Origin of the sequence: Sphaerotilus sp. (genome assembly GCF_031429695.1) — a bacterium.
Lineage (GTDB): Bacteria > Pseudomonadota > Gammaproteobacteria > Burkholderiales > Burkholderiaceae_C > Sphaerotilus.
In genome coordinates this window covers 36,538-62,771 of sequence record NZ_JANPAB010000086.1, presented here as the reverse complement: position 1 = coordinate 62,771, position 26,234 = coordinate 36,538, and the positions used below count along the sequence as shown (strand labels likewise).

General features: G+C 68.4%; 25 protein-coding genes. 12 read left to right on the top strand and 13 right to left on the bottom strand.

Annotated elements, in window-relative coordinates; genetic code table 11:
* The first annotated feature begins 58 nt into the window (after nt 1-58).
* Entirely contained in the window at nt 59-1,726 is a 1,668-nt protein-coding gene (locus RMP06_RS16955; RefSeq protein ID WP_310462972.1) for a Na/Pi cotransporter family protein, read from the top strand.
* A 16-nt stretch (nt 1,727-1,742) separates the two neighbouring features.
* Here the strand turns inward: RMP06_RS16955 and RMP06_RS16950 are convergent, their stop codons facing one another.
* Nucleotides 1,743-2,915, bottom strand: coding sequence for a helix-turn-helix domain-containing protein (locus RMP06_RS16950; RefSeq protein WP_310462971.1), 1,173 nt, complete (start codon nt 2,913-2,915; stop codon nt 1,743-1,745).
* Nucleotides 2,916-3,086: 171 nt separating this feature from the next.
* Here RMP06_RS16950 and RMP06_RS16945 point away from each other — a divergent pair, with 171 nt between their 5' ends.
* Nucleotides 3,087-4,781, top strand: coding sequence for a PQQ-dependent dehydrogenase, methanol/ethanol family (locus tag RMP06_RS16945; protein ID WP_310462970.1), 1,695 nt, complete (start codon nt 3,087-3,089; stop codon nt 4,779-4,781).
* Complete coding sequence (locus tag RMP06_RS16940) at nt 4,778-5,113, top strand: c-type cytochrome (RefSeq protein WP_310462969.1); 336 nt, start codon at nt 4,778-4,780, stop codon at nt 5,111-5,113. The genes RMP06_RS16945 and RMP06_RS16940 overlap by 4 nt, the downstream gene beginning before the upstream one ends.
* A 15-nt stretch (nt 5,114-5,128) precedes the next feature.
* On the opposite strand, the gene RMP06_RS16935 is transcribed toward RMP06_RS16940, so the two are convergent.
* From RMP06_RS16935 to RMP06_RS16920, 4 genes are read right to left on the bottom strand one after another with little or no spacing between them, the layout of a single operon-like run.
* Nucleotides 5,129-5,446 carry a non-heme iron oxygenase ferredoxin subunit gene (locus RMP06_RS16935; protein WP_310462968.1) on the bottom strand — a complete coding sequence of 106 codons (318 nt, stop codon included), beginning with the start codon at nt 5,444-5,446 and terminating at the stop codon, nt 5,129-5,131.
* Between the two features lie 34 nt (nt 5,447-5,480).
* A complete protein-coding gene (locus RMP06_RS16930) occupies nt 5,481-5,951 on the bottom strand; it encodes an aromatic-ring-hydroxylating dioxygenase subunit beta (protein WP_310462998.1) in 471 nt (156 codons plus the stop codon).
* Between the two features lie 36 nt (nt 5,952-5,987).
* A complete protein-coding gene (locus RMP06_RS16925) occupies nt 5,988-7,256 on the bottom strand; it encodes an aromatic ring-hydroxylating dioxygenase subunit alpha (protein ID WP_310462997.1) in 1,269 nt (422 codons plus the stop codon).
* Nucleotides 7,257-7,281: 25 nt separating this feature from the next.
* Nucleotides 7,282-8,268, bottom strand: a complete 987-nt coding sequence (locus RMP06_RS16920) for a 2Fe-2S iron-sulfur cluster-binding protein (RefSeq protein ID WP_310462967.1) — start codon at nt 8,266-8,268, stop codon at nt 7,282-7,284.
* Between the two features lie 98 nt (nt 8,269-8,366).
* Here RMP06_RS16920 and RMP06_RS16915 point away from each other — a divergent pair, with 98 nt between their 5' ends.
* The 4 genes from RMP06_RS16915 to RMP06_RS16900 all read left to right on the top strand — a co-directional run bounded on the left by RMP06_RS16915 (nt 8,367) and on the right by RMP06_RS16900 (nt 13,901).
* Nucleotides 8,367-9,320 (top strand): LysR family transcriptional regulator, encoded by a 954-nt coding sequence (locus RMP06_RS16915; RefSeq protein ID WP_310462966.1) that lies wholly within the window; start codon nt 8,367-8,369, stop codon nt 9,318-9,320.
* A 59-nt stretch (nt 9,321-9,379) separates the two neighbouring features.
* Nucleotides 9,380-10,567, top strand: coding sequence for a GAF domain-containing protein (locus RMP06_RS16910; protein ID WP_310462965.1), 1,188 nt, complete (start codon nt 9,380-9,382; stop codon nt 10,565-10,567).
* 122 nt (nt 10,568-10,689) lie between these two features.
* Nucleotides 10,690-12,411: a GMC family oxidoreductase gene (locus tag RMP06_RS16905; RefSeq protein WP_310462964.1), complete on the top strand. Its 1,722-nt coding sequence runs from the start codon at nt 10,690-10,692 to the stop codon at nt 12,409-12,411.
* 38 nt (nt 12,412-12,449) lie between these two features.
* Nucleotides 12,450-13,901, top strand: coding sequence for an aldehyde dehydrogenase (locus tag RMP06_RS16900; protein ID WP_310462963.1), 1,452 nt, complete (start codon nt 12,450-12,452; stop codon nt 13,899-13,901).
* A gap of 57 nt (nt 13,902-13,958) precedes the next feature.
* Here the strand turns inward: RMP06_RS16900 and RMP06_RS16895 are convergent, their stop codons facing one another.
* The 6 genes from RMP06_RS16895 to RMP06_RS16870 are packed head-to-tail and all read right to left on the bottom strand — an operon-like array spanning nt 13,959 to nt 20,837.
* The gene (locus RMP06_RS16895) at nt 13,959-14,729 is read right to left on the bottom strand and encodes an SDR family NAD(P)-dependent oxidoreductase (RefSeq protein WP_310462962.1); all 771 of its coding nucleotides are present in this window, start codon (nt 14,727-14,729) and stop codon (nt 13,959-13,961) included.
* A gap of 17 nt (nt 14,730-14,746) precedes the next feature.
* Nucleotides 14,747-15,673, bottom strand: a complete 927-nt coding sequence (locus RMP06_RS16890; RefSeq protein ID WP_310462961.1) for an NAD-dependent epimerase/dehydratase family protein — start codon at nt 15,671-15,673, stop codon at nt 14,747-14,749.
* Nucleotides 15,674-15,681: 8 nt separating this feature from the next.
* A complete protein-coding gene (locus tag RMP06_RS16885) occupies nt 15,682-17,571 on the bottom strand; it encodes a TRAP transporter large permease (RefSeq protein ID WP_310462960.1) in 1,890 nt (629 codons plus the stop codon).
* A 2-nt stretch (nt 17,572-17,573) separates the two neighbouring features.
* Complete coding sequence (locus RMP06_RS16880; protein ID WP_310462959.1) at nt 17,574-18,602, bottom strand: TRAP transporter substrate-binding protein; 1,029 nt, start codon at nt 18,600-18,602, stop codon at nt 17,574-17,576.
* 56 nt (nt 18,603-18,658) lie between these two features.
* A complete protein-coding gene (locus tag RMP06_RS16875; protein ID WP_310462958.1) occupies nt 18,659-20,347 on the bottom strand; it encodes a tannase/feruloyl esterase family alpha/beta hydrolase in 1,689 nt (562 codons plus the stop codon).
* A 58-nt stretch (nt 20,348-20,405) separates the two neighbouring features.
* On the bottom strand, nt 20,406-20,837 hold the full coding sequence (locus RMP06_RS16870) for a VOC family protein (protein ID WP_310462957.1): 432 nt from the start codon (nt 20,835-20,837) through the stop codon (nt 20,406-20,408).
* A 211-nt stretch (nt 20,838-21,048) separates the two neighbouring features.
* Here RMP06_RS16870 and RMP06_RS16865 point away from each other — a divergent pair, with 211 nt between their 5' ends.
* From RMP06_RS16865 to RMP06_RS16845, 5 genes are all read left to right on the top strand, one after another.
* Nucleotides 21,049-21,912, top strand: coding sequence for an HTD2 family dehydratase (locus tag RMP06_RS16865; RefSeq protein WP_310462956.1), 864 nt, complete (start codon nt 21,049-21,051; stop codon nt 21,910-21,912).
* On the top strand, nt 21,912-23,120 hold the full coding sequence (locus RMP06_RS16860) for a CaiB/BaiF CoA transferase family protein (RefSeq protein ID WP_310462955.1): 1,209 nt from the start codon (nt 21,912-21,914) through the stop codon (nt 23,118-23,120). The genes RMP06_RS16865 and RMP06_RS16860 overlap by 1 nt, the downstream gene beginning before the upstream one ends.
* A gap of 74 nt (nt 23,121-23,194) precedes the next feature.
* The gene (locus RMP06_RS16855) at nt 23,195-24,016 is read left to right on the top strand and encodes an IclR family transcriptional regulator (protein ID WP_310462954.1); all 822 of its coding nucleotides are present in this window, start codon (nt 23,195-23,197) and stop codon (nt 24,014-24,016) included.
* A 19-nt stretch (nt 24,017-24,035) separates the two neighbouring features.
* Nucleotides 24,036-24,917, top strand: coding sequence for a TolB family protein (locus RMP06_RS16850; RefSeq protein WP_310462953.1), 882 nt, complete (start codon nt 24,036-24,038; stop codon nt 24,915-24,917).
* 12 nt (nt 24,918-24,929) lie between these two features.
* On the top strand, nt 24,930-25,172 hold the full coding sequence (locus tag RMP06_RS16845; RefSeq protein ID WP_310462952.1) for a type II toxin-antitoxin system VapB family antitoxin: 243 nt from the start codon (nt 24,930-24,932) through the stop codon (nt 25,170-25,172).
* Here RMP06_RS16845 and RMP06_RS16840 read toward each other — a convergent pair.
* A complete protein-coding gene (locus RMP06_RS16840; protein ID WP_310462951.1) occupies nt 25,159-25,587 on the bottom strand; it encodes a GFA family protein in 429 nt (142 codons plus the stop codon). The two genes, RMP06_RS16845 and RMP06_RS16840, sit on opposite strands and share 14 nt — an antisense overlap.
* A gap of 33 nt (nt 25,588-25,620) precedes the next feature.
* Entirely contained in the window at nt 25,621-26,070 is a 450-nt protein-coding gene (locus RMP06_RS16835) for a hypothetical protein (RefSeq protein ID WP_310462950.1), read from the bottom strand.
* Nucleotides 26,071-26,234: the final 164 nt, after the last annotated feature.

The following is a 26,234-nucleotide window of genomic DNA, read 5'->3' as shown; positions in this document are numbered from 1 at the left end:
TCTGAGGTGTTCATCCCAGTGTATACACGCGCCGAGAGCGTGTGCAATCGGGACCTCCATGCTCCATCTGCTCAACCTGTTCGCCGCGATCGCCCTGCTGATCTGGGCGACGCAGATCGTCCGCACGGGCGTGCTGCGGCTGTTCGGTGAAAGCCTGCGCCGAATGCTGGCCGTCAGCATGGCCGCCTGGCCTGGGGCAATGGCCGCGGGCGTTGCGGTGACCTGTGTGGTGCAGTCGAGCACCGCGACGGCGCTGATCGTGTCGTCCTTCGTCGGCCAGGGTCTGGTGGCGACGGCTCCTGCGCTGGTCGTGATGCTGGGCGCGGACGTGGGCACCAGCGTGATGGCGCTGGTGTATTCGTTCGATCTGTCGTGGCTGTCACCGGCGCTGATCTTCTGCGGCGTCGTGCTGCACCTGTCGCGCGAGAAAACCACCGCTGGCCGGGTCGGCCAGATCGCCACCGGCCTCGGGCTGATCACGCTGGCGCTGCGGCTCATCGTCGAGAGCACGCGCCCGCTGGTCGAGGCACCGCTGGTCAGCGCGCTGCTGGTGACCTTGCCGAACGAGTTGGCACTGGAGCTGCTCGTCGGCGCAGTGCTGGCCATCGTGTCCTATTCCAGCCTGGCCGTCGTGCTGCTGGTCGGCACGCTGGCACAGGAGGGCATGGTGCCGGTGGCGACCGCGCTCGGGCTGGTGCTGGGGGCGAACCTGGGGCGCGCGCTGGTGGCGGTGCTGTCGGTGTCGGGCTCCGATGTCTCGACGCGCCGCCTGCCGATGGGCTCGCTCGTCCTGCGCGGGCTGGCTTGCGCGGCGGTGGCGCCGTTCATGGGGCTGCTCCATGTCTGGCTGCAGCAGTGGGTGCCCGAGGTGCTGCTGCAGGTGGTGGTCTTCAATCTCACGTTCAACGTGGCGCAGGCGCTGCTGTTCGTGCCGCTGACGGGACCGCTGGCCCACCTGCTGGAACGCTGGATGGTCACGCCGCCGCTCACCGACGGCCGCACCCCGCGCCACCTCGATCCGCTGGTGCTGAGTTCACCCTCACTCGCGCTGAGCTGCGCTGCGCGCGAGGCGCTGCGCCAGGCGGACGCGGTCGAGACCATGCTCAGCGGCATCCAGCCGGTGCTGCGCGACAACGACCTCGACCAGGCCGAGCGGCTGCGCCAGATGGACGACGTGGTGGACGCGCTCTACACCGCCATCAAGCTCTACCTGACGCACATTTCCCGCCAGCCGCTGTCCGAGCGCGAGAGCCAGCGGTGGACCGAGATCGTCTCGTTCACGATCAACATGGAGCAGATCGGCGACATCATCGAGCGCGTGCTGCAGGACATCGAGGACAAGAAGATCCTCAAGCAGCGCCGCTTCTCGGACGCCGGCATGGCCGAGATCATCCACCTGCACGAGCGGCTGATGGCGAACCTGCGGCTGGGCATGAGCGTGTTCCTGGATGGCCATCCGCGGGACGCCCAGAAGCTGCTGGAGGAGAAGGCGCGGTTTCGGGAGCTGGAGCACAGCTACGCGGCCAACCACCTCGGGCGGCTCAAGGACAACACCGCCGAGAGCATCGAGACGAGTTCGCTGCACCTCGACCTGATCAGCGACCTCAAGCGCATCAACTCGCACATCTGCTCGATCGCGTACCCGATCCTGGAGCCGGCGGGGGCGCTGGCGAAGACGCGGTTGCGGCCGTCGCGGGTGGGCGGACTGGACGACATGCGAGGGTGAAGCGCCCGCATGCACATCAAGCGGTGTCAGCCCGGAGATGCCGGTACACCCGCCCCCGCGACACCCCCAGCGCCCGCGCCGTCTTCGACACGTTCCCGCCATGCTCGGCCAGCGCCCGCACGATCGCCTGGTGCTCGGTCTCGCGCAGTGACGCCGTGCTGTCCGGCCGCTCGACTGGCGGGACGGCCGCGGCCACCGGCTTGGGCGCGACCGCATGCACAGGACGGTGCCCGTCGCGGCTGCGCCAGTCGCAGCGGACCCACAGCATCAGGCCATTGGGCAGGTGCAGCGGCTGGGGCTGGGCCGGCGTGCTCCAGCCAATCAGCGTGGACAGCGGCACGCCGAAATGCGCCTCGACCCCGCCCCGCGCCTGTCCTGCTGCACCGTCCCGCAGCCCCAGCAGCCGCGCCGCCGCGCCGTTGAACCAGTCGAGCCGCCCGTCACCCGTGATCCCCGCCAGCCCGGCCATCGGCGTGTCGAGCAGGTTCGGCGCGATCTGCATCCGCACGACCAGGTGCTCGGTGGACTGCGCGCACAGCAGCCGGTTCTCGATCTCCGCCGCGTAGTGCCCGACCACCGAGCCAGCGTCGAATCCGAACGGCAGCCCCTCGCTCGACAGGTCCAGCACCCCGGCGAGCTGGCCGCGGATGTCGTGGATCGGCGCGGCGGCGCAGTGCATCGTCTGCACGTTGCCGAAGTAGTGTTCGGAGCCGGAGACCACGCAGGGCCGGGCGGTGCGTGCCGTCACGCCCGGCGCGGTGGTGCCGACCGCCTCTTCCGACAGGTTCACGCCGATGCGCGTCGTCACCGGCATCAGCCGCTCGTGGCTGCGCGCCTGCACGAAGGTGCTGTTGATGATGATGCCCTGGGCGTCGGTGAGCATGGCGGTGCTGCTGGTGCCGGCCAGCGTGTACTGCAGGCGCGCCATCTCGTCGGCCGCCGCCGCGAGCAGTTGCTGGTTCAGCCGCAGTGCGCCGTGGACGCGGCTGGGCGTGACCGGCTCGAACTCCGCCGGCTGGCTGGGATCGCGCCGGGCGTGCAGGCAGCGGGTCCATGACTGGATCACGGCCTCGCTGACCATGCCGGACGGGCGGATGCCTGCCTCGAAATAGCGTTGCCGCGCCAGGGCGATGCGCTGGGCGGCGGAGGCGTAGAACGGGTTGGCGGGCAGGTTGGAACCGTGGGGCATGGCGGTGTCTCCGTGCAGCGAGTGTGCGGGCGGGCCGGGCCACGGGGCAAGGTGTGCCGTGGCGGAACACTCCGGGCCTCGGGTAAATCCCGAAGTGGCCGCGCTGCCGGGCTAGGTCTATCGTGGTCCGTGAACTGATCCGCACCGAGTTGCACAACAGGAGACACCCCCATGCTGAACCTGCCCATCCGAAGCCTCATTGCCTGCGCGGTGGCCGCCTTGGCCACCGCCAGCAGCGCCCAGAGCTTGGCCGACCTGCGCAACGACGCCGCCACGCCCGGCGATATCAGCACCTACGGCATGGGCTGGGGGCTGCAGCGCCACTCGACCAGCCAGGAGATCACGCCGGCCAACGTCAAGAGCCTCGCGCCGGTCTGGAACCTGAGCCTGGACAACTCGACCAACGCCTCGAACCAGCCGCTGCTGATCGACGGCACGATGTACGTCGCCACGCACAACAGCACGGTGGCGGTCGATGCCATCACCGGCCGCCAGAAGTGGAAGGTCGGCGTGGACCCGCCGAACGACATCGCCGGCTACCTGTGCTGCGGCATCCACACGCGCGGCATGGCGGTGCTGGACGGCGTGCTCTACCGCACCACGATCGACGCCCATGTGCTGGCGATCTCGCTGGCCGATGGCAAGGTGCTGTGGAAGCAGAAGGCCGCCGACTACAAGGACGGCTACTCAATGACCCACGCGCCGCTGATCGCCGGCGGCGTGCTGGTGACCGGCATCTCGGGCGGCGAATACGGCACCCGCGGCTTCATCAACGGCTGGGACTTGAAGACCGGCGCGAAGAAGTGGCACCGCTGGACCACTGCCCTCCCCGGCGAGCCGGGCGGCGACACCTGGAAGGGCGACGCTGCGAAGACCGGTGGCGGCCCGACCTGGCTGACCGGCAGCTACGACCCGGAGCTGGACCTCGTGTACTGGGGCGTGGGCAACGGTGGTCCGTGGAACGCGGCGACCCGCGGCGGCGATTCGCTGCACATCAACTCGGTGCTGGCGCTGCGCCCTTCGACGGGCGAGATCGTCTGGACCTACCAGTTCTCGCCCGGCGATCCGTATGACTACGACGGCGTGAACGAGCTGGTGCTGGCCGATCTGCCCATCGCGGGCAAGAAGACCAAGGTGCTGATGCAGGCCAACCGCAACGGCTTCTTCTACGTGATCGACCGCCAGTCCGGCAAGCTGCTGTCGGCCACGCAGTTCGCGCGCACCGTCAACTGGGCCACCGGCATCGACATGAAGACCGGCCGACCGATCGACACGCCGATGACGGCCACCATCCGCAAGTCCGAGGAGATGAAGGACCACGTCGAGGTCTGGCCGAGCGCCTTCGGCGGCAAGAACTGGATGCCGATGAGCTTCGATCCGGGGCGCGGGCTGGTGTTCATGAACACGATCGACGTGGGGATGAAGGTCCGCTACACCAAGCAGGAGCGCCCGGGTGGCCCGAACTGGTACCTCGGTCTGGAACTGGGTGGCTTCGTCAGCCCTGCGGACGGGAATCGGGGTGCGCTGGTGGCCTGGGATCCGGTGGCAGCCAAGCCGGTGTGGACGGTGCTGAACAAGTCGCCGTTCTGGGCGGGCGTGCTCTCGACCGCTTCCGGGCTGGTGTTCACGGGGGCACAGAACGGGCAGTTCCTGGCGTTCGACTCGAAGTCGGGCCAGCAGTTGTGGTCGTTCCAGACCGGCTCGGGCATCTCCGGCCTGCCGATCGCGTGGGAGAAGGGCGGGCGCGAGTACATCACCGTGCTCAGCGGCTCGGCCCACGTCTACGGCGCACTGGCGGGCGACCCGGACACGGCCAATGTGCCGGCGGGTGGGTCGGTGTGGACCTTCGCGCTGCCGAAACGATGAAGACAGGCGTCTTCGCACTGGCGCTGTGGGGCGCCTTGTCCGGGTCGGTGCAGGCGCAGGAGGCGGCGCCTGACCCGACCGAGGCCGGGCGGCGCCTCTACGTCATGTCCTGCCAGCGGTGCCACGGCATCAACCTCGTCTCCAACAGCATCGGCTTCGACCTGCGCACCTTTCCGCAGCACGACAAGGCGCGGTTCGTGCGGTCGGTGAACGAGGGGCTGCGGGCGATGCCGGCTTGGGGCGCCGTGCTCAAGCCGGGGCAGGTGGAGCTGCTGTGGGGGTATGTGGGGTCGGTGAACGGGTGGGCGGCTGCGGCCAGCGCGCCGAAGTGAGCGGGGGCGTGGCTTTCAACCGAGTTGCAGGAACACCCGCCCGCCTTCGACCTTCACCGGATAGCTGCGCACCGCCTCCGTGACGGGCGCGCAGGTCGGGCGGCCGTCGCGCACGTCGAACTTGCCCTGGTGCAGCGGGCATTCGATCTCGTGGCCGTCCAGAAAGCCGTCGCACAGGCGGGCGTGGCCGTGGGTGCAGAGGTTGTCGGTGGCGTAGACCGCATCGCCGACGGTGTAGACCGCGATGTCGCGCCCTGCGACCGCCACGCCCATCACGTCGTCTTCGGGCAGGTCGGCGGCGGACAGGGCATCAACCCAGTTGGTGGTGCTCATGGATACCTCGGTTCGGATTGGTTCAGGGATCGGTTCAGATCGGGTAGATGATCGAATTCGGGATCATCTCGGAGTCGTAGATGCACTCCCGTGAGGCGAACTTCAGCCCCTCGGGCGTGCGGACCACGACATCGAGGTAGCGGCCGACGTTGAACACGGTCGAGACCTCGGACAGCTTGGTGCGGAACACCGCGTAGTTCGCCTCGCAGCGCCAGCGTCCGTCGCCGACTTCGCGGACCAAGGGCGTGCCCACGACATGCCGCTGGTAGTACGGGTCGTGGAACAGCGTTTCCTGGATGCCGTAGACGCGGTCCTTGAGCATGCCCTTGCTCGTGAACGCCAGCGTGGCCAGGGGGAAGCCGCGCTCGTGGTTCTCGCGGGGCTGCAGGCGGTACACGCAGTCGTCGGTGAAGAACTCGGGCCAGAGATCCCACTTCCCGGAATCGACGGCGCTGGCGTAGTCGGCGTAGAGCTGGGTCAGGGCGAACCAGTCATCGAACGTCATCGGGGTCGTCGTCGGGGTCGTCATCGTCATCATGGCTCAAGCCTCCATCACTTCGCGCCAGTAGCGGTACATGCCGCGGATCAGGGTCTCCGTGACCATGTGCTCGGTGTCCTCCACCGTGCGCCCGCCGAGTTCGGCCACGGCGCGGTGGAAGGGCTTGCTCTCGAACGCCTGCTGCGAGAACTCGATCACCTCGCCGTCGTCGGCCGAGACGAACCCCGCCGGACCGAACAGGTTGGCTTGCCGCAGGCGGCGCTGGGTCATCTCCTCGGTGTCGTCCTCGAAGCCGAAGTGGGTCCAGACGAAATCGAAGCTGCCGTGGCCGTCGGGCTGGATGTGGCGTGTCGAGACGCTGTTGACCTGCTGCTGCAGGATGACACTCGGGAAGATCGTCGTCATCACCGCGGTCGGGCCGTTCCACCACGGCTCGGGCACGATGTCGAGGAAGCTCGGGTCGTGGAGCTGCATGGTGGCCTTGAAGCTCGACACCTGTGTCACCTGCGCCGCGTCGGCGGACTTGTCCGCGGTGCCGCGGGTGGAGATCATCGCGGCGTGGCGGTGGCGGTCGTCCATGCGCAACTGCGACTTGTTGTCGGCGCGCCAGAGCCCGAAGGTGACGAACCAGGTGTGCAGCAGGCCGGGGTGGTACGGATCCTTGATGTTCTCCTGCATCAGCTTCCAGTTGCCGGGGATGCGCTGGCGGTTGTAGCCGAGGATCTTCAGCTTGCGGCCGTTGAAGAGCCGGTCAAAGTAACCCAGGATGGCCGGGCCGAGGTAGTCCTCCAGCGACTCGACCTCGTGGTCGAAGGACGCGAAGACCACGCCGCCGCGCACGGCGACCTTCAGCTTGGTCAGGTTGTGGTCGCTGGTCTTGAAGTCCGCCGGCATGCCGCCCTGCACCTTGCCATCCTGCTTGACGCCGCGGCGGAAGGGCACGCCCTGCAGGTCACCCTTGAGCGTGTAGCTCCACTGGTGGTACGGGCAGACGAATTCCTTGCGGTTGCCGTGGCGCTCGCGGCAGAAGCGCATGCCGCGGTGGGCGCAGACGTTCTCGATCACGCTGACCGTGCCGTCCGGGTCGCGGGCCATGATCACCGAACGCTCGCCAATGACCGTGCGCTTGAAGTCGCCCGCGTTCGGCACTTCGGCTTCGAGGCCGACGTAGCACCAGTGGGACTTGTAGAAGAAGCGCTCCAGCTCGCGCTTGTAGATCTCTTCGTCGGTGTAGGCGAGGAAGGGGATGCGGTGGGTGCCGTCGCCTTCCCAGGTGGGTTCGGTGGGGAAGATCGTCGAGGGGTCGCGCATGGATGGCATGGTGTTGTCTCCTCACTCAGGTGGTTTGACTGTAGAACGCATCGGCATAGATGTGCGCCGCGGCAATGCCCTTGTGGCGCACCACCACCGTGGCCGCCTCGACCATCGGCGGCGAGCCGCACAGGTAGGCGCGCCAGCCGTCGAGCATGCCGTGGTCCTGTTCGATGGCGTCGGTGACGAGGCCGCAACGGTGGATCGCCGGATCGCCGCCCGAGGCCACGACGACCTGCACGTTCAGGGCCGGGTGCTCGCGCTGCAGGGCGTCGAGTTCGGCCAGGCCGTACACGTCGCGCGGCGAGCGCACACCGAAGTACAGGTGGATCGGGTTGGGCATGCCCTGCGCGACCGCGCCACGCAGGATCGACAGGATCGGCGCCAGCCCCGTGCCGCCCGCGACGCAGAGCATCGGGCCTTCGTGCTGGCGGCGCAGATAGGCCGAGCCAAGCGGCCCGCTGACCCGCACGGCGTCCCCGACCTTCAGGTCGTTGGCGATGTAGCCGGTCACGCGCCCATCGGGGACAACACGGACGTGGAACTCGAACACCTCGTCGCCGCTCAGTCCGGCCATCGAGTACGGACGGATGTGGCTAGGCGTGAACTGCAGTTGCACGTACTGGCCGGGCGAAAACTCGATGGGTTTGGCCGGCCGGATCACCAGCCGGCGGATGTCGTGTGTCAGTGCCTCAATGGCGGTGACGGTGCCCTTGACGATGCGCGCCGGATGCACCACGACCTCGTCGGGTTCCGGAATCTCGATCGTGCAAGGCTCGGTGAGGTAGGTCTGGCAAGCGAGCACGTAGCCTGCGTCACCGGCGAGCGGGGGCTGCTGCGGGCCGCCGTCGTGCAGCACCTCGCCTTCCAGCACGCGACAGCGGCAGGTGCCGCAGCGGCCTGCCATGCAGGAGTAGGACATCGGCACCTGCGCCTCCTGCAAGGCCTGGAGCAGGTTGGCGCCGGGGCGGACCCGGATGACGCGGTTGAGGGGTTGAACGAGGATGTCCATGGCAGGTTCGGTGGGGTGTGTGGATCATTCCTGCTTCGTGCGAATCAGCCAATAGAATCAGGTGAATGTTGTGTATCACTGAGCGTGATGGAGTCTCCATGGAACTGACGGACATCGACCTCAACCAGTTGGTGGTGTTCCAGCAATTGATGGTCGAGCGGCGCGTGTCCAAGGTGGCCGAGAACCTGGGCCTGACGCAGCCGGCGGTGAGCAACACGCTGGCCAAGCTGCGGCGGCAGTTCGGCGACGACCTGTTCGTGCGGACCCCGGCGGGCATGATGCCGACCCCGTTTGCCGAGCAGCTCGGCGAAACCATCGGCTATGCGCTCGGCATGATCCACAGCGGCCTGAACCAGCACAGCCGCTTCGATCCCGCCAGCGTGCAGCGGTCGGTGACGATCGGCATGACCGACATCGGCGAGATCGTGTTCCTGCCGCGCCTGCTGGAGCGGCTGCGCGAGGTGGCGCCGGGGGTGTCGCTCGGCACGGTCCGCACCACGGCGACGACCCTGCGCGACGACATGGAAGCCGGCAAGGTGGATCTGGCGATCGGGCCGCTGCCGCAGCTCAAGGCGGGTTTCTTCCAGCGTTGCCTGTTCCGCCAGCGGTATGTGTGCCTGTTTCGCCAGCACCACCCGCTGGACCAGCCCGGACGGTCGCTGTCCCTCGCCGAATTCAAGGCCGCCGAGCACCTGGTCATCGTGTCGGCCGGCACGGGGCACGGCAAGGTCGATGAGCTGATCCGGCGCGCCGGGGTGGAGCGCACCGTGCGGCTGACGGTGCCGCACTTCGTCAGCGTGGGCCACATCCTGCGGCGCACGGACATGGTGGCGACCGTGACCGAGCGGCTGGCCGAGAGCCTGGCCGAACCGTTCGGGCTGACGCACCAGCCGCACCCGATCGACCTGCCTGCGGTGGCGATCAACGTGTTCTGGCATGCCAAGGTGCATCGCTCGCCGATCCACCAGTGGTTGCGCGGGCTGGTGTTCGAGCTGTTCGGCGAGGACCAGGCCACCGAGCTGGCGCCGTCGGAGCCACATCACGCCGGGTGATGCACCACATTCGCCCCAGCCCATAGGCGCGCGCGGGCAGACGCACGACGATCGGCGCCATGCACCACCTGTCGAACCTGTCCCTGCTGCAGTCGCGTCCCGACCGCATCGCGCTGGCGCGTGAACGCTTCTTCGAGGGCGGACAAGCGCCGACCGGCGTGGTCAGCGAAGCGGTGTTCGAGTCGTGGGCGCGCTGCCTGCGGCTGCATGGCAACCCGAACGAACGCGCCACCTTCCAGCCCGTGACCGCCAGCCGGACCCAGTTGGCCCTGATGAAGAACCGCCCCTTGCGCCAGGCATGGCTGGACGAAGTGCCTCGGCTGGAGGCGATGCTCAGCACGTCGAACTGCACGGCGATGCTGACCGACGCCACGGGGGTGCTCATCGGCTCGACCTGCGTGGGGCGCTCGCACGAGGAGCTGATGCCGGTGGCGACGCGGCTGGGCGTCAACCTCTCCGAAGATGCGGTGGGCACCACCGCCCCCGGCGTGGTCGCCCGCACCGGCAAGCCCGTGTGCGTCCAGGGCGGCGAGCACTTCTTTGACAGCGTGAAGGAGATGCACTGCGCCGCCGCGCCGATCCGCGACATCCGGGGGCAGTTGGCCGGGGTGCTCGACCTCTCCAGCGAGCGCATCCCGTTTGCCTTCGATGCGGCGGCGGTGGCCGGTCTGTATGCCGGGGCGATCGAGAACCGGCTGCTCGTGGCGCAATCCACCGAGCACCTGGTGGTGCGCTTCCAGGTCGCGCATGACCTGCTCGACTCGGCGATGGTGGGGCTGATCGGGATCGACGTGGGTGGGCGGATCGCGTGGGAAAACGGCGTCGCCCGCAGCCTGCTCGGGGGACGTGCCCATCCCGCCGCCCAGGCGGAGCGGTGGCTGGAGCCGTCGTTCGGTTTGCCGTGGGAACAACTGGTGGCCTTGCCGGCGGCGGGGGCTGCGCCGCTGGCCTTGCCCAATGGGCTGCAGGTGTGGGCACGCGCCGAGATGCGGGCGCCAGACGGGCGGCGCGGGCTGGTGGCCGGGGTGAGCCTGCCCGCTGCAGCGCCGGAACCGCCGGTCGTCCCCGAACCGACTGCCGAACCCATGGAGGAGCCTGTCGCCGATCCGCGTGCGGCCAAGCGCCTGCGCGAATCGGACCTCGACCTCATCCGCACGACGCTCCAGGCGTGTGGTGGCAACGTGTCGGACGCCGCCAAGCAGCTCGGCGTGTCACGCGGGCTGATCTACCGCCGCCTGCGGGGTTGATCGACCGCATCGGCCCGGCCGTGTTCTCAAACGGAACACCGCCCACCCCACGTTTTCCCGAAGTTCTGGCGGCACCCCCTGCGCCTCTACCGTTCGCCACCTAGACGAACGGAGACGCTCCCATGTTCACGCGCCAGAACCAGGACCACCTGGACCGACTCGAACACGCCCTGATGGCCGGCCGCATCAGCCGCCGTGGCTTCATCCGTGCCGCCACCGCCGCCGGACTCGCGGGCAGCAGCCTGCACGCCCTCGCCGACGAACTCGACGCCGTCCGCGCCAACCAGACCGAACGCGCCAAGAACCTGCAAGCCGCCTACGACTACATCGTGGTCGGCACGGGCAGCGCAGGCTCGGCGCTGGTCGGCCGCCTTGCCGTGGCCCGCCCCGACGCCAGCATCCTCGTGCTGGAAGCCGGCGACTGGGACACCGCCCCCTCGGTGCAAGACCCCAGCGTCTGGTTCACCAACCTCGGCACCGACCGCGACTGGAAGGACGTGGCCATCCCGTCCGCCGGCACCAACAACCGCGCGATTCCCGAGCACATGGGCCGCGTCGTCGGCGGCGGCAGCAGCATCAACGCCACCATCTGGGCGCCTCCGTTCAAGAACGACCTGGAGTCCTGGGCAGCCGAGAGCGCAGACACATCCTGGGGCAACGAGCACGGCCTGTCGATCTACCGCCGCATGGAAAACTGGCAGGGCAAGCCGGACGCCCGCTACCGTGGCCAGGGTGGCCCGGTGTGGTGCCAGCCCGCCGCCAACCCGCACCCGCTGGCGCCCGCGATGCTGGCCGCCTGCAAGAGCCTGGGCATGCCGATCCTCGATGACCTGAACGGTGCGCGGGAAGAGGGCGCCGGCGGCTTCGCGCTGATGAACCAGATCATCCGCGACGGCCGCCGCCAGAGCATGGCGCGGTCCTACCTCTACCCGGTGCTGGGCCGCAAGAACGTGACGCTGCTGGTCAACACCCAGGTCGATCGCCTGACCTTCTCCGGCACCAAGGTGACGGGGGTCGAGCTGGGCGGGTCGGCGGGTCCGCGCCGCATCGAAGCCAAGACCGAGGTGATCCTGAGCGCCGGTGGCATCAACACCCCGAAGCTGCTGATGCTCAGCGGCATCGGCGACGAGGCCCAGCTGCGCAGCCACGGCATCAAGACCCTGGTGAACGCCCCCGAAGTCGGCCAGAACTTCCAGGACCACCTGCTGCACGGCGGTTGCCTGTGGGAACCCAAGGAGCACATGCCGCACCGCAACAGCGCGGCCAATGCGTCGGGCTTCCTCAAGAGCCAGGCGGGGCTGGCGTCGCCGGATGTCAACCTGGTTCAGATCGAGATCCCCTACGCCAGCGACGTGGTGGGCCAGCGTTACGCCCCGCCGAACACGAGCTGGGCCTTGTGCTCGGGCTTGGTCGCGCCGAAGAGCCGCGGCGAGCTGCGCCTGAGGTCCGCCAACCCGGCCGACCGCCCCATCGTCGATGCCCGCTTCCTCAGCCACCCGGACGACGTGAAGGCGCTGGCCTACGGCATCGAGGTCGCCCGCGAGATCGGCAACTCCGCCGCGATGCGCGATTTCGTCAAGCGCGAGGTCGCCCCGGGCAAGAAGCTCACCGGCAAGGACATGGAGGACTTCGTGCGCGACGGCGCCACGACCTACTTCCACCAGGCCGGCACCTGCCGCATGGGCAAGGACAGCAAAGCGGTCGTGGACGCCAAGCTGCGCGTCAACGGCGTGCAGAACCTGCGCATCGCCGACAGCTCGATCATGCCGCGCATCGCCTCGGTGGCCACGATGGCGAGCTGCGCCCTGATCGGCGAGCGCATGGCCGAGATCCTCACCGCCTGAACCCCTTCCGCCTTTCCACCCCCCACCTGGAACACCCCATGGACTCCCAACTGCTCGTCAACAACGAACTCCGCGCCGCCTCCGATGGCGCCACCTTCGAGCGCCGCCACCCCGTCAGCGGCGAAGTCGTCACCCGCGCAGCGGCCGGCTCGGTCGAAGATGCCGTCGCGGCGGTCGATTCGGCCCAGACGGCGTTCCTGGCGTGGCGCCACTCGCCCCCGTCCGAGCGCCGCCGCCTGCTGCTGAAGGCCGCCGACGCGCTCGACGCCCGCACGCCCGCCTTCATCCAGGCGATGGGCGAGGAAGTCGGCGCCTCGCCGCTGTGGGCGGGTTTCAACGTCTACCTGGCCGCGAACGTGTTCCGCGAAGCCGCCTCGCTGGCCACGCAGATCCAGGGCGAGACCATCCCCACCGACAAGCCCGGTGCGCTGTCGATGACGGTGCGCCAGCCGGTCGGCGTGATCCTGAGCATCGTGCCGTGGAACGGGCCGGTGGTGCTGGCCGCCCGCGCCATCGCCTACCCGATCGTCTGCGGCAACACGGTGGTGTTCCGCGCCTCCGAGGCCAGCCCGCGCACCCACCAGCTCGTGGCCGAGGCGCTGGTCGAGGCTGGCTTCCCGCCGGGCGTGCTGAACATGCTGACCAACGCCCCGAAGGACGCGCCCGAAGTCATCGACACGCTGATCGCCCACAAGGCGGTGCGCCGCATCAACTTCACCGGCTCGACCCGCGTCGGCCGCATCATCGCCGTGAAGGCGGCCCACCAGCTCAAGCGTTGCCTGCTGGAGCTGGGGGGCAAGTCGCCGCTGGTGGTGCTGGACGACGCCAACGTGGACGAGGCGGTCAAGGCGGCCGTGTTCGGCTCCTTCCTCTACCAAGGCCAGATCTGCATGTCCACCGAGCGCATCGTGGTGGACGAGTCCATCGCCGACGAGTTCGTGGCCAAGTTCGCTGCGCGCGCCAATGAGCTGCCGGCAGGAGACCCGACCAAGAACGCCGCCTGCGTGATCGGCCCGATGGTGACGAAGGAGTCCGGCCCGCGCCTGAACGCGCTGATCGACGACGCGCTGGCCCAGGGCGCCACGCTGGCCTGCGGTGGTCACGCGGATGGCGCGGTCATGCCGGCCACGATCGTGGACCACGTCAAGCCCGGCATGAAGATCTTCGACGAGGAGACCTTCGGCCCGATCACCACCGTCGTGCGCGTCAAGGGTGTCGAAGCCGCCGTGGCCGCTGCCAACGACACCGCCTACGGCCTGTCGGCAGGCGTCTTCGGTCGCGACGTGACCCGTGCGCTGGGCGCGGCGCTGCAGATCGACTGCGGCTCGGTCCACGTCAACGGCGCGACTGTGCAGAACGAGGCGCAGGCACCGTATGGCGGCATGAAGAACAGCGGCTACGGCCGCTTCGACGGCCGCGCCGTGATCGACGAGTTCACCGAACTGAAGTGGATCACGCTGGAGCCGTCGGTGCAGCAGTACCCGGTCTGACCCGGTCTGACCCGGACGGTTGGCGGTGGCGCGGTGGGGGCAGCGATCTCCAGCGCGTCAGTGGATGTGCGTGCCACCGTTGACATCCAGGGTGGCACCCGTGACGAAGCCGGACAGCTCGGACGCCAGGAACAGGCACGCGCCCGCCGCTTCCCGCGTGGTGCCGGTGCGCTTCAGGGGGATGGCGTCCACGATGCCCTGCAGCCGTTCAGCGTTCAGCCCATCGAGCATCGGCGTGTCGATCATGGCCGGGCAGATCGCGTTGGCCCGAATGCCCAGCGGCCCGAACTCGCGGGCGATGCTGCGGGTCAGGCTGAGCATGCCGCCCTTGGACGCCGCGTAGTGCGGGCCACCGACCAGCCCGCCGCCACGCTGCGCGGCGAGCGACGCCACGTTGACGATGGTGCCCGAGCGGCGTTCGCGGAACACCCGCAGCACGCTCTGGCAGAGGAAAAACGCGCCCTTGAGGTTGATGTCCAGCATGCGGTCCAGGTCCGCGGCGGTGATGTCGAGCAGCGGCTGGGACTGGACGATGCCGGCGGAGTTGACGAGGCAATCGAGGGTGCCGTGCAGTTCGACCACCTGGCGCACGGCCTGCTCGCAGTCGTCGGCCTGGCTGATGTCGCAGCGCAGGCCGTGCGCCGACACCGGGCGCTGCAGGCGGTTTTCCACCTCGGCCCGGAAGCCGCTCACCACCTGCTCGTTCATGAGCAGGTCGAGGAGGATGACCTTGGCACCGTGTTCGGCGAACAGCGCCGCCGTGGCGTAGCCGATGCTGCGCGGCGACGCCGCCCCGGCGATCAGGCAAACCTTGTCCTTGAGCAACATGGGAATCTCTTTCACTTTCAGGTAGGGGAAGACGGTGGTGACTCGACGGGCATCTCGTCGCGCACCCAGTCGGTCACGGCGCGGTGGCGCGGCGCCCAGCCCAGCTCGCGGCGCGCCCGCACGGCCCGGACGCGGCTGTTGCTGCCCAGCGAGAAGCACGCCCGCGGCACGCCCCAACGCTCGGCGGCCACGACCGGGTCCAGCGAGACCACGCCGGGCAGCCCGAGCCGCGTGGCAATGGCCGCGCCGAGGTCGCCGAACGACGCTTCGCCGTTCTCCGCGAAATAGAAGGCACCGGGTGGCGCCTGGTCGAGCACGAGCAGGTACAGCGCCACGAGGTCGTCGAGATGCACGTTCGACCACACGTTCAGCCCCTGGCCGACGATCTGGACCTCGCCCTGCGCACGGGCATTCGCCACGAGAAAAGGGATCTGCACGCTGTTGCGCTTGAATCCGTGGCCGACGCCGTAGACGAGGCTGGGGCAGATCACGGCGCTGCGCACCCCCTGCGTTGCCGCCGCGAGCACGCAAAGGTCGATGTCGCGGCGGGCCTGCTTGCGCGGGTCCACGGCGAACGGTGTGTCCTCGTCGAAGACGGGGCCGAACGAGGGCTGGCCGCGGGCATCGTCACCGACGACGCTGGCGCCGCTGGTGTGGATCAGCGGTTTGGACGACCCGGCCAGTCCGGCGATGAGCGCGTGGACGCTCGCTGTGTGGTCGGCGCTGGCGGTGTGGACCACGCCGTCCGAGCACCGAGCCTCGCGGGTCAGCAGCGCGGTGTCGTCGAGGCTGCCCAGCACGGGTTCCATGCCTCGGGCGTCGAGGAACGCCGCCGCCTCGGCGCTGCGCACGAGGCCGCGCACCCGGTGCCCGGCTTCGGCCAGCCGCAGGGCGACGGAGCCGCCGATGTAGCCCGTCGCGCCGGTGAGGAACAGGGTGGTCATGGCGGCGGCTACTTGGCGAAACCGATCGACAGGGCCGGCACGGCCGCCACCACCACGGTGCCGACCAGCAACGCCAGCAGGTAGCCCAGGATGGGCCGCATCCCCACGCTCGGGCTGACGCGGCTGATGGCGCAGGCGGCGTAGTAGCCCACGCCGAACGGCGGCGCGAACAAGCCGATGCCCATCGCCAGCACCACCACCATCGAGTAATGGACATCGTGGACGCCGAACTGCTTGGCGATCGGGAACAGCAGCGGCCCGAAGACCACGATGGCCGGGATGCCCTCCAGCACGCTGCCCAGGACCACGAACGCCAGGATCGACACGGCCAGGAAACCGGGCGTGCCCCCGGGCAACTGCGTCATGGCCTCGGCCAACTGGCGCGAGAAGCCCGATTGGGTCAGCGCCCAGGCCATGCCGGTGGCCGTGCCGATGATGAGCAGGATCGCGCCCGACAAGGCCGCGGTGTCCACCAGCGCCGGCCACAGCTTGCGCCAGTCCAGTTGTCGATACAGCAGGGCGCCCGCCAGGATCGCGTAGGCGATGCCGATGGTCGAGACCTCGGTGGCGGTGGCGATCCCTTCCACCACGGCGGCCCGGATGATGAAGGGCAAGGCCAGCGCCGGCAGCGCGACCAGCAGCGCGTGCCCGATCTCGCCCCCACTGGCGCGCACCATGCCGGTCAGCGCGACCTTGCGGTTGCGCCACCAGACGACGAAGCACAGCAGCACCGCCAGCACCAGCGCCGGCACCAACCCGCCAGCGAACAGCGCCGCGATGGAGATGCCCGTGACCGAGCCGATGGTGATCAGCACGATGCTGGGCGGGATGGTCTCGGTTTGCGCACCAGTCGCCGCGAGCAGCGCCACCATCTCGCCCTCGGGCATCCCGCGCTTGCGCATCTCGGGGAAGAGCACCGGGGCGAGCGCGGCCATGTCGGCCGCCTTGGAGCCGGAGATGCCGGACACGAGGTACATGCCCCCGACCAGCACATACGACAAGCCGCCGCGCACATGGCCCAGCAGCGAGGCCAGGAAGCGCACCATCGCCTTGGCCATGCCGGACAGCTCCAGCACCACGCCCAGGAACACGAACAGCGGCACCGCCAGCAGCACCAGGTGCGCCATGCCCTCGTCCATGCGGCCGACGATGACGATGGTCGGCTTGGAGGTGGCCAGCGCGATGTAGCCGAAGGTGGCCAGCCCGAAGGAGAAGGCGATCGGCACCCCGCTCAGCACCAGCGCCGCGACGATGAAGACGAAGAAGATGAGCAGGTTGACATTGCCCAGTGACTGGAACAGCGGACGCATCGCCCACAGCACCGCCACCGCCGTCGCCGCCACGGCCAGCGCCGCGAGCAGGCGCCGCCAGTCGGTGACTTCGGCGAGTTTCAGCAGCGCCGACAGGCCCATCAGCACGATGCCGCACGGCAGCGCCGCCGCGCGCCACGCATTCGAGATTTCAAGCGAAGGGGTCGTGACGATGGCCTCCTCGATGGCGAACTCGAAGGCCCCGTGGCCGATCAGCAGCAGGAACGTCCCGGCGGCCACGGTGGCGAGCAGGTCCAGGAAGGCCCGCGTTTCGGGTGAGGCCAGGTCCACCAGCGCCGTCATCCGCATGTGCGCGGAGCGGCGCAAGGCGATCACGGCCCCCAGCATCGCCAGCCACAGGAACATCATCGCCGCCAGCTCGTCCGACCAGGTCAGCGGCCGGTGCAAGGCGTAGCGGCTCACGACCCCTGCCAGCAGCACCAGGATTTCCAGCAGCACGAGGAGCGCGGCCGGCACCTCCGTGAGCCACCCCAGCAGGCGATCCGCCGCCGCGACGCCGCGTTGCCAAGGGGTCGTTGCGAGAGACGGGTCCGATGGCCCTTGGCCCGGTGCGTGGGAGGTGTGCATGGTCAGGCCAGCTTGCCGCTGTACTTTTCCAGCAGCGCCCAGGCTTCCGGGCCGAACTTCTTCTGCCAGTCGGTGTAGTAACCGGCCTTCTGCAGCGTGTCGCGGAAGGGCTTGCCGTCCACGGGGTTGAACTGCATGCCTGCGCCCTTGAGCTTGGCCTCCAGCGAGGCGTTCAGCACTTCGTGCGCGGCGCGCTGCTTGAGGGCGTGGGCGTCGAACACGCGGGCGGTCAGGGCACGCAGGTCGTCCGGCAGCGCCGCCCAGTTGCGCTTGTTGCCCACCAGCGTGAAGCAGTCCCACATGTGCGAGGTGTACGAGCAGTACTTCTGCACCTCGTAGAGCTTGGTGGCGTCGATGGTCGGCAGCGCGTTTTCCTGCCCATCGACGACCTTGGTCTGCAAGGCGGTGTACAGCTCGCCGATCGGCACCGTGGTCGGCGAGGCGCCCAGGCCCTTGAACAGCGAGGTCGAGTTCGGGCTGGCCGGCACGCGGATCTTCATGCCCTCCATGTCCTTGGGCGAGGTGATCGGCCTGGAGGCGTGCGTGATCTGGCGGAAGCCGTGGTCGAATGCCTTGCCGACCGGCACGACCCCGATCTTGTCGAACTGGCTGCGGATGTGCGCGCCCAGCTCGCCGTCCATCGCCTTCCAGACCGTGGCGTAGTCGGGGAAGGCGAAGGCCAGCGTGTTGATCGAAATGACCGGGACCAGGTTGCCCCAGATCTGGTTGGCGGTGCAGACGAAGTCGATCGCGCCGGAGCGCACCTGCGAGACGGTGTCGGTGTCGCTGCCGAGCTGGCCGTTGGGGTAGACATCGATCGTCAGCCGGCCGCCCGATTCCTTGAGGATCTCGGCGCAGGCGGCCTTCAGTGCGGCGCTGGTCGGGTGGCTCTCGGGCAGGGAAATCGCGATCTTGAGGTTGAACTTGTTGCCCTGGGCCAGCGCGACGCCAGGGACGAGGGCGGCGGCGGCCAGTCCCCCCAGTTGCTGGAGGACGGCGCGGCGCGCGGGGGTGGAGCGGGTGGTGTTCATGGTCAGGGTTTCCTGAATCGGTGTGGATGGCGGAGGGTGGCTCGGCTCGGCGCAGCTCAGTTCAGGTAACGCGCAGCCGGCGCCTGGACACCGTTGCGGGGCGCGTCCACGCACTTGAAGCTGCTGGCCTTGGTGGCGTCCCCGCTCTGGTAGGTCGGCACCTTGGGGTAGGCGCAGATCGGGCGTTCCATCGCCACGGTGGTGCCGGTGGCGTCGGCGTAGCGGGTGGCGATCACGCTGTCGGGCGCGGTCTTGTTCTCCACCCAGTCCACCATCTTCAGCAGGATGTCGTGGTCGGCGTCCTTGGGGACGTACTGGGAGTACGACTGCCCGAAGTCGCCCACGCCCGGCCCGCCGGTGATGCTGCTGCAGTGGCCCATGCCCGGCACGAGGAAGTAGCGGAAGAAGTTCTGCGTGGCGGCGAGGTCACCCCCTTGGGCCTGCACCGTGCGCTCGTAGTAGTCGATCGCGCTGGCATACGGCACACCCGGGTCGGCCGTGCCGGTGAACATCGCCAGCTTGCCGCCGTTGGCCTTGAAGCGCGACAGGTCGGTGTCGTTGGCGTTCATGATCGACGCCAGACGGGCGTCCGCCGTGTCCATGTCGCGGTCCATGTCGAAGGTGGCGTAGTTCCAGGCAGAACCCAGCGCCCACTTGAACATGTAGAACTGCTGGGCGGGCCAGGAGGTGGTGTCGCCCTGGAAGCCCAGACCGAGCACGGCGCTTTCCGAGCCGACCGGCAGGCCGGAGAAGATGCGCTCGCCGGTGCGCGGGTTGACCGGGCCGTTCCAGGTGGCTTTCAGCGCGGTCAACTGGGGCACGGTCAGGCAGGTGTCGCTGTCGGTGCCGGCGCACTTGGGCAGCGTCTCGGGGTCGAAGCTGCAGCGGCGCGGGTCGGTGAGGAAGGTGTCGGTCGGGGCGCCGCCGTCCTTGCCCACGCAGGCCGCCAGCACCTTGGCCGTGACCATGTTGAGCTTGGCCTGCGAGAGCGCCGCGCCGGGGGCGGTGAGGGCCTTCAGGTTGTGGATGAACATCGTGTGCAGGTGCGTGCGGTTGTTGGCCGGGGCACCTGCGACGATGCCGTGGTAGTCGTCGGGGTAACGCTGGGCGATCGACAGCGCCTGCTGGCCGCCGGTGGAGCAGCCCTGGAAGTACGACGTGCGCGGCGCGGCCTTGTAGTAGGCCGTGGCCAGCGCCTTGCCGGTGACGGTCATCTCGTGGTTGGCGCGGTAGCCGAAATCGCGCCAGCGTTCGGGGTGGTCGATGGCCAGGTTCGGGTCCGGCGCGGTGCCCAGGTCGGTGTTGGCGGACGCGAAGCCGCGCTTCAAGCCTTCCGCCATGCCGGTGATGTAGGCGATGCTGCCCCCGCCGCCACCGTTGCCGGTGCCCAGGAAGCGGCCGTTCCAGTTCTGGCGCGGCATCCAGACCTCGACGTTGACGCTGGAATCGGTGGACGGTTGCATCAGCGCCGTGACACGGCAGAACGCGGGCAGGCCGGTCACGGGGCCGGGCTGGCCGGGGGGCGTGTAGTCGCCGGCCGGGATGGCCGCGGCCGTCAGCACCTTGCCGCCCGCCAGCGTCGTGCCGGCGAGGCTTTCGCAGGCGACCTTCTCGGCGTTGCTGGTGGTCGTGCTGGTGTCATCGCTGCCACCGCCGCAGGCCGCGAGCAGCAGGGGCAGCAGCAGGAAGGGCACGCCGGCCAGCCGCGGCTGTGGCTGTGGTGGGAAGAGGGAATGGGATGTCATGGCTTGTCTCCGTTGTTCTGTAGCTCTGTGGGCATGGGTACGGCAGGGGCGGCGGCGCTTACCGGTGGTCGAACACGCCGGGCTGGTGGATCTCGATCACATGGCCATCGGGGTCATGCAGGAAGACCTGGTGCCAGCCCGGGATGGCCCAGCAGCCGTAGTCCGAATAGCGGATGCCCAGGGCGTCGCAGCGGCGCATGAAGCCCTTGATGTCGTCCGTGCGGAAGCAGAAATGCCCGTGGCCCATCGGGTTGACGAACTGCTTCATCTTGAAACCGGTGTCCAGGTCGCGTTCGGCCCAGTGGAACTCGATGTCACCGTCGGTCAGGAAATCGACATTGCCGGTGTAGGCCCGGTCCTCGCGCACACCACTCACCACGGTGTGCTCCTGGTCCTGGATGGTCCCCAGGTCGAACAGCGTCTTGTAGAACTGGGTCAGGCGCGGCAGGTTGTCCGTGCAGAGGTTCATGTGGTGGAACTTGAAGTTCATGGCGGTCCTGCGTGGGTGTGGAGGGGGAGGTGGAGGTGGGTTGCCCAACCGTTGGCACATGAACCAATGATTCACCTATGAAGACTTCAAATCATTGGTAAAAACACCTAAGCCGCAAAAATGGACTTTTATGGCGGATGACGGCCCAATGCTTTTCATCGAAGAACAGGATGTTTCATCCATGCCGCAGACCCTGATGAATGCCCGATCCATGCCTGACACGGGCGAAGCCGCCGCCGTGCAGCGGGAAGAAACCTGCAGCCTGTCCACCGTGCGCCGGGTCGCGGCGATGCTGGACCTCGACCCCGAAGAGGTGGCGGCGGGTCAGGCACTGCCCCGCGGCTGGCAGTTCGTGCTGCTGGGGGCCGACACGCGGCGCTCGGCGCTGCGCGGCGACGGCTTTCCGGGGCTGGGCGTGCCGATGCCGGACCTCGGGCTGCCGCGCCTGATGCTGGGCAGCCGGACGGTCGCGTTTCACCAGGACATCCCGGTCGGCGCCTCGGTGGTGCGCTCCAGCGGCATCCAGAGCCTCGTGCGCAAGACCACGGCGTCCGGGCCGATGGCAGTGGTCAAGATCGCGCACACGCTGCGGCTGGCCGCGTCGTCCGAGCCGGCACTGGTCGAGACCCAGACCTACCTGCTGCTGCCGCCTCGGCCACCCGGTGCCGGTGCCGCTGAAGCCGCGCCCGCCGCGGCCCCGCAGTCCGCACATTGCAAGACCGTCGTGCCCGACGAGACGCTGCTGTTCCAGTACTCGGCGCTCGGCTTCAACTCGCACCGCATCCACCTCGACCGCGACCACGCCCGCACGGTCGAGGGGTTCCCCGATCTGGTGGTCAACGGCGGCCTGTGTACGCTGCTGCTCACCGAGTTCCTGCGGCGGGATCTGGGCGTCACCCCGGCGGCGCTGGCGGTGCGGCATCTCGCGCCGCTCTACTGCAACCGCCCGGTCGTGCTGACGGCCGACCCGGCAGGCGGACGCTGGCAACTCAGGGCCTTCGACGAGCAGAACCGTCTGGCGGTCGAGATGGAGGTGGACGAGGACGAGGACGAGGACGTGAAGGAGGCGGTCTGATGGGCTTCGAACCCCTCAAGGGCGTGCGCGTCCTGGACCTGACCAGCGTCGTGGTCGGCCCGGTCTGTACCTGGCGGCTGGGCCAGTACGGCGCCGAGGTCATCAAGGTCGAGAGTCCCGAGGGCGACCTGATGCGCGGTCTGGGTGGCCTGTCGCCCACCGGCCAGCACTCGGGCACCTACCTGCACTTCAACCGCGGCAAGCGCAACCTCTGCCTCGATCTGAAGCAGCCCGGTGCCCGCGAGGCCGTGGCGCGGCTGGTCGAATCGGCCGATGTGGTCGTGGCCAACATGCGTCCGCAGGCGCTGGCGCGGCTGGGACTGGACGCGGCCACCGTGCGGGCGAAGCATCCCGAGAAGGTCCACTGCCTGATCACCGGCTACGGCACCGACGGCCCGTATGCCGGCCTGCCCACCTACGACAGCGTCGTGCAGGGCGTCTCGGGCATCGCCGGGCTGATGCAGGCGCGCGACGGAGCGCCGGCGTATGTGCCGCTGCTGATCTGCGACCACGTTGCGGGCGAGATCGCCGCCGGCGCCATCCTCGCCGCACTGGTCGAGCGCCGCACCAGCGGCACCGGCTGCAGCATCGAGGTGCCGATGTTCGAGACCATGGCCGCCTTCGTGCTGCAGGAGCACCTCGCGCAGCACAGCTTCGACCCGCCCGTCGGCCCGCCCGGCGACCTGCGCCTGCTCAGCCCGCACAACAAGCCGGTCAAGACGGCGGACGGCTGGATCTCGTTCACGGTCAACACCGACCCGCAGGTGCGCGCTTTCCTCGTCGCCACCGACCGGGCGCACCTGCTGGACGACCCGCGCTTCACCAGCGTGGCGGCGCGGGCGCGGCATGTGGGCGAGTGGTTCGAGGTCCGGGGCGCCGCGCTGACGGGCCGCACCACCGCGCAGTGGCTCGCCCTCCTGCAGGCGGCCGACCTCGCGGCACAGCCCTGCCACACCCTCGACACCCTGCCCCACGACCCGCACCTCGTCGCCGTCGGCCTGATCGACCACGAGCAGCACCCGACGGAGGGCCGCACCGCAGCGATCCGCTCCTCGATCCGTGTGGATGACGCCCACCTGCCGCGGCGCGCCACGGCCCAGCCACGCGGGGCCGACACGCGGGCGCTGCTGGCGGAGCTGGGCTATGGCGCCGAGGCGATCGAGGCCCTGCTGGCCTCCTCTGCCGCGCAGGAGCCGCGCAGCGGTTGAGGCGGCGGCGGGTGGCCCATCGCGCAGCGTGCAGGACAATGGCAGCCACCCGATGGACAGCAGATGGAGCAGGGATGAAGGACGACGCCAAGGACACCACAGGCACGGCCGCCGAAGCCGAGGCGCGCTCGTATGCGGCACCGGCACTCGAAAAGGGCCTGGACATCCTGGAGGCGCTTTGCCGCAGCGAGCAGCCGCTGTCGCAGAAGGACATCGCGCAGCGCCTCGGCCGCAGCGTCGGCGAGATCTACCGCATGGTGGCCTGTCTGGTGAACCGCGACTACGTGACCCTGGTGGACGAGAACACCTACGGCGTCACGACCAAGCTGTTCGAGCTGTCGCACATCCATCCGCCGACGCACCGGCTGCTGTTCGAGGCGACGCCGATCATGCAGCGCCTGGCCAGCGAACTCGACCAGTCCTGCCACCTCACGGTCTACGGGCAAGGCAAGCAGGTGGTGCTGTGCAAGGTGGACACGCCCAGCGGCATGGGGTTCGCGGTGCGGGCGGGGGCGGAGCTGGATGTGATCATCTCGGCATCGGGCCGGGTGCTGCTGGCCTTTCAGGACGAGGAAACCCTCAAGCTGCGCATCGAGGAATCGCTGCAGCGCCGTCCCGAACAGGCCGACCCGCAGATCGAGAGCACGCTTGCGTCGATCCGCACCGCCGGGTATGAATCGATCCCCAGCGTGCAAGTGCGCGGTCTGTACGCCGTGAGTTTTCCGGTGCTGGATGCCCAGGGGCGTGCCGTGGCCGCCCTGACCGTGCCCTATGCCGAGCGGATCGACCAGCTCCAGCGGAAGTCGATTCCCGAGGTGACAGACGCATTGGGCTTGGCCGCACGCAAGCTGTCGTCACGCATCGGCGGCATGACAGAACGGCACGTCAGACTCTGAACACAAGGACAACCTGCACATGGACATCGAAGCCCTCCGCAAACTGGTCACGCGGCATGACGCCAGCAGCCTCCTCGAAACCCTCGACATCTACACCGGCGTCCGCACCGTGCTGAAGGAATTCGATGAGGTGATCGAGGCGCCGAACTGGACCCGCGATGGTCGCCGTCTCGTCTACAACAGCCAGGGCGGCATGTACGCCTTCGAACTGGCGACGGGCGAGGTCACGCGCATCGACACCGGCTTCGCCATGGACTGCAACAACGACCACGTCCTCTCGCCCGACAACACGCAACTGGCGATCAGCCATTTCACCAACGAGGACGCCGCCTCGCGCATCTACGTCCTGCCGTTGAGTGGCGGGACGCCCGTGCTGGTGACCGAACAAGGGCCGAGCTACCTGCACGGCTGGTCGCCCGATGGGCAGCGTCTGGCGTATTGCGCCGAGCGGGGCGGGCAGTACGACATCTACACCATCGGCGTCCACGGTGGCCCGGAAACCCGCCTGACGGACACCCCTGGCCTGGACGATGGCCCCGAGTATTCGCCCGACGGCCGCTCGATCTGGTTCAACTCCACCCGCAGCGGCCTGATGCAACTCTGGCGCATGGACGCGGACGGCGCCCACCCGACCCACATGGTGCAGGAGGACGCCAACGGCTGGTTCCCGCACGTCTCGCCGGACGGGCAATGGGTGGCCTATGTCGCCTACGGCAAGGACGACGTGGCCCCCGGCGACCACCCGCCCGACAAGTGGGTGGAGCTGCGCCTGGTGCCGGCCAGCGGCGGGATCTCGCGGACGCTGGTGAAGCTGTTCGGCGGCCAGGGCACGCTCAACGTCAACTCCTGGGCGCCGGACAGCCGGACGCTGGCCTTCGTGTCCTATGAGCGCATGGGGTGAAGTGAGGCGCCCATGAGAACCACCGTCAACCTGGACGATGCGCTGTACGAACAGGCCCTCGAAATGGCCGACCCAAGCATGGACAAGGCCGATCTCTTCCGGGAGGCCGTCAAGACCTTCGTGCGGGTGCAGGCGGCCAAGCGGCTGGCGGCGCTGGGTGGCACTGTGCCCGACATGCCGGAAGTGCCGCGCCGCCGCGAAGAGCCTGGGCCGAGTTTGCTGTCCAGCCTGGTTCTTGCGGTCAGTTCGGGCTGACGGTCGGCGGCGGCACGGGTTGCCGCTCCACCTGCTCCAGCGTCGGATCGAGACAGGCCCACGTCGGCGCGCTGCTGGTCCAGATGTTCATCGTCGGCTTGACGGACGAGGGATCGTCCAGCGCGCCCACGCGCACGACGGTGAATTGCGGGCGTGCGGACGAGTTGGCGAACAGCGACGAGCCGCAGGTCGGGCAGAACCGGCGCCGCATGGTGTTGCCGCTGTCGGCGGTGCTGGTGTATTCGCTGGTCGGGCCGTCGATGTCGAGGGCTGCGGTCGGCACCAGGATATTGACCGTGCCGTTCGCCGCCAGATGCTGACAGTCGCGGCACCAGCAGATTCTGGTCGCAACTGGTTCAGCCGAGAGGCGGAAGCGGACGGCGCCGCAGAGGCATTTTCCGAGGCGGGTGGTCATATGTTTTCCAGGTATTTGCAGGTAACGTTCGAGTTAGGCACCACTCTGCGCCAAATAGGCAAGCAATGCGGTCGAAGCACGAGATAGGAGATTATAGGCACCATCTACAGTGGCAAGCGACTTCACACCTTCCCAGGCAGCAAGGACGACACCTCTATCAGGACTTTGCGGACGTAGTTCAGCGGCGACGTTTGCAAGAGCATCTACAAGTGCCTGATTCTCGCTGCGAACAACCAACTGAATAATGTCTTCCATCTCGGGTTGTAGCTGCGGTGGAAAGGAGAATTCAGGAAGGCCAGATCCTGCGAACGCGCCAATTGCAATGGAGCCCGGGCCTGCCTTCGCGCCATAGCCGACTGCCATATGCGTGTTCAGAATCGTATTGCCGTTTGAATCGGTGGCGCCTATCACTACGGAGCCTTCGCCGATGTTTGAAGTAGGCGGAACATTTCCGATAACCACAGAATACTTTCCCGTTTTCATGTGAACTCCAATGTGGGGATGATTGGTGGCGCCTAAGTTAATATCGACGTCACGCCTTGCTGCTGCGTATCAACTCGCTAGCAAAGCATCGCAAGTCCCTGTTGTCGTTGAGTTTTTCTGGCTTTTTCATGGTTCTCCCTCCGTATAAATAGCCTGAAACCCTA